Origin of the sequence: uncultured Arenimonas sp. (assembly GCF_963976025.1) — a bacterium.
Taxonomy (GTDB): domain Bacteria; phylum Pseudomonadota; class Gammaproteobacteria; order Xanthomonadales; family Xanthomonadaceae; genus Arenimonas.
This window is the reverse complement of the sequence record NZ_CAXBJS010000111.1, coordinates 1-8,703: the sequence shown is the minus strand read 5'-3', so window position 1 is coordinate 8,703 and position 8,703 is coordinate 1. Positions and strand designations below refer to the sequence as shown.

Below are 8,703 nucleotides of genomic sequence, written 5' to 3'. Positions count from 1 at the left end.
CCCGCCGATCCCGTTCTGGATCGCGCCGATTGCCACCCAGGCGGACGCAGCCTCTTGAGGACTTCTGGCGTAGACATCAGCGACGGTATCCAGGCCCGTGCTCACAATCATTCCGCTGGCGATCACAAGCCCAGCCCAAATAAGTCCGAATGCTCCGGCGACTTGGGAAAGCGCAGGAGCATCCCGCTTTAGTCTCTCGTGGAGTGCGACTGTGAGAACTACCAGTGCGGCACCAAAAAAAACGTAGATGAAGATATTCAGTGCCTGAAAGGAAAGTTTTCTGTCAAGTACGAACTCGAGCCTTTGCATAGAGCTCCAGTTCGAGACATCTCCAGGATTGAGAAAGCCGAGGATCGCTGCGAAACCGGCTACGTATGCGAGTGCCTGCAGAAGCGCTGCTGCTCCCGCGGATCTTTGCAGTGCAAGCATGGGTGACTCCGTATTCAGCCAAGGCATCAAGTAGAAATGCCCGCGCTCCGGCTGTCTCGTGCCCATGGAGGGGGTGTCATTTGGGAGGTCTGCTGCCCCGTCCCATCAGTGCTGGACCGAGTGCACGTGTTCCCGCAGCAGGTCCCTCCCGAAATCCCCATCGAAGTCCCGCCAGACAATGTGCTTGTGGTTCCCGTCATTCTGGGTGTTGTCGTATTCGATCAGGAAGGTCGGACCCTGCACTCGGTAGTAGTGGGGGCGCCCGCGTTCCTGGCTGCCGGCCCATGCAAAGCCAATATCACCGAAGCCACCGTCATTGATTCGGCGCCATCGCTCCGCCGCTATGTCTGCCGCCATGACCGCGGTGTGCGCCTCCACTAGACTGCGGAGAAAGGTTTGCTGCGCGGGGGTCATCTTCGACGCCGTGAGTCCGGAGGGTGCGGCAGGCTCAACCGGAAATGCATTTCCGCTCAGAATGCCGTCGGGAGTAATGCTGCTGACCACGGTTTGCGAACGCTGGCTTGCGTCCAGCGACTGCAGCAGTGCACGCGCTGCGTCCTCCTGGATGGCGAGCGCCCTGCGACCCCGCTGCGGTCCAGTCCGCACCTCCGCTGGGCTAGCACCGAAGAACGACGGTGTACTTACCGTGGCACGGCCGTCGACGATCGTGAAGTGAAGTGAGAGATGGTGTCCCTCGAAGCGCCATGCCCAGGTGCCGCGGACACTCGGCGTACCAAAGACAGTCAGGTAGTAGTCCGCCGGGTTGCGTGCGAAGCGATCACTCTTCTCCAACTCCTTGAGCACGTCTTCCAGCTGCATGATTGCGGTAGCCGTCAAGTAGCCGTCCTGGCTAAGGCCCGCCTTCAAGAGCCCGTGGGCGGCTATCGCCTGCCGCTCGTTGAGTTCGTTCAATGCGAGGCCGGCACGAGGGAACATCTCCGGAGGGATGAAATGCCAGCGCATTCGCTCCTCTGAATCGAACGCCAAGCCGATGCGCTCACGCCTGTCGCCCGGAAGTGCTTCCAGAAGGGCGCTGGCCGAAGCGGTCATGTCCGTCACGGCCGAGGAAGCTGTGTCGGCAACTGGGGCGTTGGTCGTCCCTTGATCGGTGCGGCTGAGCCAGGCGTTGCCCGCAAGTGATGCGGCGAGGGATTCCGCTGGAACGCCGAGGTGTGCGGATAGCGCGGACTCAAGTTCTTCCAGGTGCTCGTGACGCTGTTCGGTGAACTGGATCATTGATCCGGTTCGGCTCAGGTTATCGACATACTCGTTGAGAAAGGCTTGGTTTGCCCGCATCTTCTCGACGTCACAAGCACGGTTCCAACGGAATCCCTCGCCGCTTAGTGCGGTCCAGGCGTCAACAGTCCCGGCTTCCAATGGCGCCCGACCGAGTGCGATGAGATCCGGAAACCGGCTGTGCAATCGAAATAGCTCGTTGGTTGCCTCATCATAGTAGGCGCGTGCTCGCCCGCGAAATATCACATAACTACGCAGGAACTCTTTGATGCCTTCATCCTGCAACACGTCAAACCGTCCGGTGGAAAGCATCTCATCAAGAACTGGCAGTTCATCAGGTGGCCTCCTGAAAACGTGTGACGCCACAATATGACGACACTCCAGGTCGGAAAGGGCGCGCAATGGCGCCTGCGAGAACAGTACGGGATTGACACTCATCAGGATGTCGGCACGCTCACTCAGACTCACCAGCTCTTCGCGCTGTGTCTCGAGTAATTTCACTGTCTCCGCGTGAAGGCGGCTGAGCAGAGCGTGCTCCTCGATGCGTTCCTTGCGCGCTTCGTTCCAATCCTGAACCTGCAAGCCCATAAAAACGCCGACAACGACGATGACAAAGTCAACCGCCACCGCGAACCAATTTTGTGATTTTAGGTGCTTTGAAAGACGTCGGCGGATCATTCGTTGGCTCTTGGTAGCTTGGTTGGTGACGTTCATGAATGGGCAGTCGCGACTTGAGCGACTGTCCGATTCGGGTCAATAGCGGACGTACCTATCATGATGAGCGGCCCAGCTTCGGTTGTTGCTTCAGTCTCGGGATTTCTCGTCCAGGTGCTCCCGAAAGAACCGCGTCATCTCCAGGGTCGAGCGAACGCGATTGGGCTCCTTCCTCCACCCATGCCCCTCATCCGGAAACAACACGTACTCCACCTCAACCCCGCGCTTGCCGAGCACTTCAACAATCTGCTCCGCCTCCACCACCGGCACATTGGTGTCGTTGGCCCCATGCATCACCAGCAACGGCGTCTTTACCCGGTCCAACTTGTGGATCGGCGACAGGTCGCGCAGCAGCTGAGCCTGGGTTTCCGGGTCGCCGTATTCGTTGGTTGAGATGGCGGCCATCCACGGCTCGCTCTGGGCGAAGAAGGTTTCGAAGTTGACCATGCCGAACAGGTTCACCGCGGCGGCGAAGGTGTCGGGGAATTCGGTCACGCCCACCATCGTGGCGTAGCCGCCGTAGCTGCCGCCCATGATGCCCAGGCGATCCTTGGCGCCGATGCCTTCGCGCACCAGCCAGTCGGCGGTGGCCTGGATGTCCTTGTTGGCGTCGAAGCGGCCGGCCTGGTTGTCCAGGGCCATGAAGGCCTTGCCGAAGCCGGACGAGCCGCGGATGTTCGGCGCGAACACGGCGATGCCGCTGGCCAGCAGGGTCTGGTAGTCGCTGCGGAAGGAGGGCACGGCCTGGCCTTCGGGGCCGCCGTGGAAGCTGAGCACCACCGGCCCCGGCGCGGCGAAGTCCTTGGGCAGGTACAGCCAGCCCGACAGCTCCAGACCGTCGAAGGACTTGTAGGTACGCAGCTCGGGCTTCACCAGGACAGAGAGATCCACGCCCGGGTGCGGGCTCCAGGTAAGGCGGGTGTATTCGCCGCTGGCCAGGTCCAATTGCCACAGGTCCGCCGGGGTCGTGGAGCCGGCCAAGGACAGCACGGCATGTTTGCCGTCGGGCGATATGTCGGCGTCGTAAAGCAGTTCGGCCGGCGCGGCGGGCAGGGGGCTGCGCTTGCCGTCGGGGAGCGAGATGCGCTCGATTTCACTGCGCCCGGCGACGTTCCACACCAACAGCGCGAAGCTGTAGTCCTTGCTCAGCAGGAAGTCTTCGAGCTGGGCGTCCTTTCGTTCGGCCAGCGTCACCGGTGCCGAGACCTTGCCGTCGGCGCCGATGTCCACGCGCCCGAACACCATGTTGTCCCGGCCCAGGTTATTGCCCAGGTACACGGTGGACGTGTCGGGCCCGAACTGGCCGAACAGCTCGGCATTGCCTTCGTGCGGCGTCAGCAGGATGCGTTCGCCGGTTTGCAGGTTGCGCCGGTAGGCGTTTAGGTTGCCGCGGGTCACCAGCTCCCATTCCAGCGCGTGCTCGCCCTTCAGGTCGGCGATGCCGCCGAAGCCGTCGATCTCGAAGGCCATGCTGGCCTTGCCGGTTTTCGGGTCCCAGATCCAGGCGTCGGTGGTGGACGGGTTCCGCACGTTGCTGCGGAAGTGGTAGCGCCCGTCGTCGGCGAAATCGCCCAGGAAGGTATTGGCCTCGCCGTCGTCGTCCATGGCGATGGTGTCGGTGCCCTTGGTCGTGGTCAGCAGCAGCCGGGCGTTATAACCGCCGCCCGGCGACACCGCATAGGCCAGCCGGCCGTCGGGCGACCAACGCACGCCGTTGGCGGCATCGGGGCCGGCGCTAACTGCCCGTGGGTAGCCACCTTCGGCCGGCAGCAGCCAGACCTGCGAGACGCCGCTGATATTGGTGTGGAAAGCAATCCACTGCCCGTCGGGCGAATACTGCGGCCCCGTGGCGCTGGCCATGCGGGCCATGGCCGTGATGCGGGCCTCGAGCTCGGCGTCAGCGCCGGAGGGTGCTTCCTTGGCCAGCCCGGGCAGGGCAGCCAGCAGCAGTGAAGCAGCAAGGGCAAAACGGACCGGCGTGGACATGCGTGGCTCCCTCCCCAGGGTATTTAGGGGCCAACGTAGCAGGTGGGTGGAACCGGCCGCGAATTTCTCTCAGGGGAGGGCCCTTCATTGCACCCAATCCCCCGCAGGAGCATCCTGAAGTGAGTCGGTCTCCGGAACGAACGCCATGCGCTACGCAATCGTCATTGGGAAGACGGAAGGCAACTACGGCGCATGGGCGCCCGATCTTCCCGGCTGCGTCGCAGTCGGCGATTCAGTGGAAGAAGTCGAGCGGTTGATGCGTGAAGCGATCGAGTTCCATCTCGAAGGCATCCGCGAGGACGGTGATCCGATCCCTCCGCCCGTGACCCACGTCAACTATGTGGAAGTGGCCATCTGACGAAAGATGGTCGCGCCTACGGCTACCAGCCCCTCAGGGTTTGGTCTTGGCCAGCGCGTACAGGAACTCCGCGTAGAACAGCGCCTGCCGGTCGATGCCCGCGAGCTTCGGGTCCTCGGCATCAATCAGGTACCACTCATCGGGCGCATGCGCCTGGCCGCCCTGGCCGATGCCGACGAACACCGCGGGCAGCGGCACCGGCGGGTCGGTGAAGCGGTAGCCGGGCCAGGAGCCGGCCAGGCGCGGGGTCAGCGTGTGGGGTACGTCGGCGCCGGCCAGCGCTTTTTCCAGCGCCCTGACGATGACGGCGTCGCGGGGCGTTTCGGTCGGGCCGTAGATGCCGCCGGTCACGATCTCGATATCGTCGAAGCCGCGTTTGTCGAGGTGGGCGCGCAGTTTGGCCACCACTTCGTCGGCCTGCATGTCGGGCACCAGCCGGAAATCGAGCTTTGCCTCCGCGCGCGAGGGAATCGAGGTCTTGCCGCCCGGGCCGGTGTAGCCGCCCACCAGGCCCTGGATGGTCACCGTGGGCTGCGAGGCCAGGCGAATCAGGCTGCTGCGGTAATCCTCGCCGGCGATCCAGCCCTGCACCTTCAGCTCTTCCTTGGCCGCGGCCTCCGCGCCCGGCCGGATGCCCGACTCGATCAGGGCGATCTGTTCGTCCGACAAGGGCCGCACGTCGTCCATCCAGCCATCGATGGCCGGCGTGTAGCCGTCGTCGGCAACGAGGGTGTCCAGCGCTTTCACCAGGCGCCAGGCTGGATTCTCCACCGACGCGCCCATGGAGGAGTGGATTTCCATTCCGGGGCCACGGCCCGACTTGGCGCCGTCGGCCACCAACTGCACTTCCGCCACGCCCTTGGCGCCCAGGTAGATTTCGACGCCGCCGTCGTTGTCCTGCCAGGCAACCGGCAGGATGACGCCCACGGATTCGGAAAGCGCCTTGGCGACCTCGGGATCACCGGTGATCTGGCCAAAATTCTCGGAGCCCGACTCTTCTTCGCCTTCGGCCACCAGCACGATGTTGACCGGCAGCGGCGTGCCCGTGGTCTTGAAGGCGCGGATCGACGTCAGCAGCGTGGCCTCCGGGCCCTTCTGGTTGATCGCACCGCGCCCGATCAGCACGGTCTTGCCGTCGCGTTCCACCAGCCGGCCTTCCAGCGGCGGCTGGCTCCATTCGTGGGCTTCGAACTGCTTCACGTCGTACATGAAGTACACGGCTAGGGTCGTCGGCGCGCCGGCGTCCAGGCGGGCAAACACGCCGGGGGCGCCATCGGTGGGAATGATGCGTGCCGTGTCGAAGCCGGCGTCGAGCAGCATGCGCTGCATCAGCTCGGCGCCTTCCTGGCGGTTGAGCTTCTCGGCATTGATCGAGGGCAGCGCGATCCACTCGCGCAGGCGGCTCAGCGCCTGGTCGTGGTCGGCGGCGATGGCTTCACCAAGCGCTGCCCGCGTTTCGGCCGGCATTACCGGCGGGGCGGCGTGTGCCGTGGTCACACAGAACGTTGCACCTGCCAGGCCGAGGCCCAGGAAAACGAGGGTCTTGCTCAGCATCACCGGTCCGCCTTCAACGCGTGGTCGAGCGCCGAGTATGCCGGGCCCGCCATCGCCGGTGAAGGCGAACGGCAGCGGCCCGGCCTGTTATCGGGACCGGGTTCTCAGAAACGCTACTCAGCAGCGACCGCGACGGTCACCGTGGCCCAGGTGCGCGTCCAGCGCAGAGCGGGGCAGTTCCATGGTCTTCTTGCCCTTGTGGCAAACGGTGACGGTGTCGCCGCCGGCCTTGGCCGAGCCGTAGTAGCCGCCGCGGGAACCGTAGGTGCCGCAGGCGGAAAGACCGGCGGCCAGCATCAGCACGATGATGAGTTTCATGGAGGCACTCCTTCTTATTGTGGGTGGGTCAGGCGGGCGCGCAGGCGCACCAGCCCGCATTGACCCTCCCACATAGCGCCCGGCATGCTGAGGCTGCTGTGAACGCCGCCATCGGGGCGGCTCAACATGCCGGAGCAAGCATGGATCGTCGTCATTTCCTCACTACCGGCGCGTTGGCCACGGCCTCGACCCTTTTGCCGGCCCCGGCGTCGGCTGCAGTGACGGGAGCGGAGCAGGAAAGCCTGTTCCGGAACGTCAACTTCTACTCCGACGGCCTGGCGCTGACCCCGCGCGAGTACGCGGTGCTGCTGGACCAGGCGACCAGGCGCGCCAGTTTCACACCCGACAACTATTCCCGCGGCGGCGCCATCGAAGCCCTGGAGGCGAAGTTCGCCGCCCGCCTGGGCAAGGAGGCCGCGATCTTCCTGCCCACCGGCACGCTGGCGAACCACCTGGCCGTGCGCAAGCTGGCCGGCAACCGCCCGCGCGTGCTGGTGCAGGCCGAAAGCCACCTCTACAACGACACCGGCGACGGCGCCCAGGCGCTGAGCGGCCTCACCCTGCTGCCGCTGGCGCCGGGGCAGGCCAGCTTCACGCTGGACGATGCCAAGGCCTGGGCTGCGCGCACCGCCGGCGGCCGCGTCGAATCGCGCATCGGCGTGCTGTCCATCGAAAGCCCGGTGCGCCGGCAGCAGCACCGCTTCTTCGAGTTCGACGAACTGGCGCGCCTGTGCGACTGGGCGCGTGAACAAGGCATCCGCCGCCACCTGGACGGCGCGCGGCTGTTCAACCTGCCCCAGCACACCGGCCGGTCCGTGAAGGAGTACGCGGCGCTCTTCGACACGGTGTACGTATCGGTGTGGAAACACTTCAACGGCGCCACCGGCGCCATGCTCGCTGGCGATGCCGGCTTCATCGAAGGCCTGTACCACACGCGTCGCATGTTCGGCGGCGCGCTGCCGGCCGCCTGGCCGTCCATCGCCTTCGTCGACCAGTACCTGGACGACTACGAAGCCAACTACGCCAAGGCCTGGCAGGCGGCCGACCGGATCATCGCCCTCCTCGAAGCCAGCGGCCGCTTCACCGCCCTCAAGCTTGAAAACGGCACCAGTACGTTCCTGCTAAAGGCCGAAGGGATCACCTCGATGGCGCTGTCCGAGCGCGCCTCGAAACACGGCGTGCTGCTGCCCGGCTATCCCGACGACGTCACCGAATTCCCGCTGCAGGTGAATACTTCGCTGCTGCGCAAGCCGGCGGAGGTCATTGCCCATGCACTACTCGACAGTGCCGCCGCTTGACCGGGTGGACGCACGCTGCAAGCGTGGGCGATAGTCACGCCTCTTGAAAACGCGACGGCAATGGCATGACTGAGGGCGACAACCCAGATCTCGATACGGCGGCTCCTGCCGAGAATGCGGCACCGGCCTTCGCCGGTTTCTGGCGCCGCCTGGGTGCCTTTCTCATCGATGGCCTGGCCCTTGGCTTGTTCGGCCTGCTTCTGGGCCTGGCGATCGGCGATGTCCTGGCCGGCATGGGGGGCTACGAACGCTTCGTGGGGTTCGCGATTGCGTTGGCGTTTGGCCTGCTCAACAGCCGGCTCACCGGTGGCCGTACCCCGGGCAAGTACCTGCTTGGGATTCGCGTGGCCGATCTTTCGGGCGACCCGATCTCGATTCCCCGTGCCCTGCTTCGCCAGACGGTGTTCTCGGTACCGTTTTTCCTCAATGGCGCGCCGTTCGACGAGCAGACCCTGTTCTCCTTCTTCGGTGTGGTGATCAGCGTGCTGCTGTTCGGCGGCATGTTCGCGATCGTTTATCTCTTCGTTTTCAACCGGAAATCCCGCCGGTCGCTGCATGACCTCGTGGCGGGAACCTGTGTCGTACGCAGCGTGCCGGCTGGCGGCGTGCCTCCAGTCGCGCCGATCTGGCGCGGGCACCTGGTCGTGGTGGGCCTCGTGGCCCTGCTGTCGGCGGCGGCGCCTTTCTTCGGCCAGAAGCTGGCTGGCACGCCAACCTTCGAGGCACTGCTGAAAGCCAATGACGCGCTGAGCGCCCAGCCCGATGTCGTGCGGTCCTTCATCAGCACCAATATCGACCTCGATGGCGCCC

At 64.7% G+C, this 8,703-nt stretch carries 8 protein-coding genes; 3 read left to right on the top strand and 5 right to left on the bottom strand.

The features are described 5' to 3' along the window. The 3 genes from AACZ35_RS09620 to AACZ35_RS09610 form a co-directional block, all read right to left on the bottom strand. On the bottom strand, nt 1-429 hold a 429-nt coding region (locus tag AACZ35_RS09620), incomplete at its 3' end, for a hypothetical protein (protein ID WP_339828546.1). A gap of 105 nt (nt 430-534) precedes the next feature. Further along, nucleotides 535-2,379, bottom strand: coding sequence for a DUF3500 domain-containing protein (locus AACZ35_RS09615; RefSeq protein WP_339828544.1), 1,845 nt, complete (start codon nt 2,377-2,379; stop codon nt 535-537). A 90-nt stretch (nt 2,380-2,469) separates the two neighbouring features. After that, nucleotides 2,470-4,365, bottom strand: a complete 1,896-nt coding sequence (locus AACZ35_RS09610) for a S9 family peptidase (RefSeq protein ID WP_339828542.1) — start codon at nt 4,363-4,365, stop codon at nt 2,470-2,472. 145 nt (nt 4,366-4,510) lie between these two features. Here AACZ35_RS09610 and AACZ35_RS09605 point away from each other — a divergent pair, with 145 nt between their 5' ends. Next, nucleotides 4,511-4,723, top strand: coding sequence for a type II toxin-antitoxin system HicB family antitoxin (locus AACZ35_RS09605; protein WP_339828540.1), 213 nt, complete (start codon nt 4,511-4,513; stop codon nt 4,721-4,723). Between the two features lie 33 nt (nt 4,724-4,756). Here AACZ35_RS09605 and AACZ35_RS09600 read toward each other — a convergent pair whose 3' ends face one another. Further along, nucleotides 4,757-6,277, bottom strand: a complete 1,521-nt coding sequence (locus tag AACZ35_RS09600) for a M20/M25/M40 family metallo-hydrolase (protein ID WP_339828538.1) — start codon at nt 6,275-6,277, stop codon at nt 4,757-4,759. Nucleotides 6,278-6,394: 117 nt separating this feature from the next. Beyond that, a complete protein-coding gene (locus AACZ35_RS09595; RefSeq protein ID WP_339828536.1) occupies nt 6,395-6,595 on the bottom strand; it encodes a hypothetical protein in 201 nt (66 codons plus the stop codon). 140 nt (nt 6,596-6,735) lie between these two features. Between AACZ35_RS09595 and AACZ35_RS09590 the strand changes: the two genes are divergently transcribed. Together AACZ35_RS09590 and AACZ35_RS09585 are read left to right on the top strand one after the other, a co-directional pair. After that, on the top strand, nt 6,736-7,893 hold the full coding sequence (locus AACZ35_RS09590; protein WP_339828534.1) for a beta-eliminating lyase-related protein: 1,158 nt from the start codon (nt 6,736-6,738) through the stop codon (nt 7,891-7,893). A gap of 65 nt (nt 7,894-7,958) precedes the next feature. Continuing rightward, nucleotides 7,959-8,703 (top strand): RDD family protein (locus AACZ35_RS09585; protein WP_339828531.1); only part of this gene is annotated, 745 nt, incomplete at its 3' end.

Bases quoted from the DNA above. Each gene is read 5' to 3' on its own strand.
- AACZ35_RS09615 (WP_339828544.1), bottom strand. From the start codon at position 2,379: ATGAACGTCACCAACCAAGCTACCAAGAGCCAACGAATGATCCGCCGA.
- AACZ35_RS09610 (WP_339828542.1), bottom strand. From the start codon at position 4,365: ATGTCCACGCCGGTCCGTTTTGCCCTTGCTGCTTCACTGCTGCTGGCT.
- AACZ35_RS09605 (WP_339828540.1), top strand. From the start codon at position 4,511: ATGCGCTACGCAATCGTCATTGGGAAGACGGAAGGCAACTACGGCGCA.
- AACZ35_RS09600 (WP_339828538.1), bottom strand. From the start codon at position 6,277: ATGCTGAGCAAGACCCTCGTTTTCCTGGGCCTCGGCCTGGCAGGTGCA.
- AACZ35_RS09595 (WP_339828536.1), bottom strand. From the start codon at position 6,595: ATGAAACTCATCATCGTGCTGATGCTGGCCGCCGGTCTTTCCGCCTGC.
- AACZ35_RS09590 (WP_339828534.1), top strand. From the start codon at position 6,736: ATGGATCGTCGTCATTTCCTCACTACCGGCGCGTTGGCCACGGCCTCG.